Consider the following 635-nt stretch of genomic DNA (forward strand, 5'->3'; position numbering starts at 1 on the left):
GCAACTCTGTGGTCTGTCTGCCCCGCTAGAACAAGGCTAGATTTAAGGCTTTGGTCAACTTGATCTAAGTACGGCAAGCCAACCTTGGGAGCTTAATTTGAGTGCAGATGGTATTCCACTCAAACTGCTCCACCCATACCTGCCAGATGTATTCGCGGTAGATGGATTTTCTGACCTAAACCTCGACCTGCAAGGTCTATCTGGTGACAACAACATGTTGGCGTACAGCTTAACGGGGCAAGTGGAAGCAAACCTACGAGAAACGACACTACGCTCACAAGCCGATAAGTCGCTTAAGAGCATCACGTTTTCCCCTATTCGAGTGCACGCGCAGCGAGGCGCTGTATCGCTCAAGCCTGTAACCATCTCCGGCAATGTCATATCCGGTCAGATTGGCGGCGAATTTGACATGGCCAACAACCCACTCAGCGGTTTGACATTCCAGCTCAAGGATCACTGCGGCATAATCATAGGCGATCTGCTCGATGGTGAAATATCACGTAATGACTGCGACTCACCACAACAGCCAGACCACTTAACGCCGAACGTACCAACGAACGATGCTCAGCCGGAGGAATCGAGCTTTCATGGCATTGCAGAGGCGAATCTAGAGCAACCGGAAGAAGAGCTGGTTG

At 50.9% G+C, this 635-nt stretch carries 1 pseudogene; it reads left to right on the forward strand.

What is annotated here, in order from left to right:
* Nucleotides 1-46: 46 nt before the first annotated feature.
* Nucleotides 47-635: pseudogene (locus R7040_RS27500) on the forward strand (AsmA family protein); the annotation flags it as partial.

This window comes from Vibrio sp. 1069 (genome assembly GCF_033340555.1).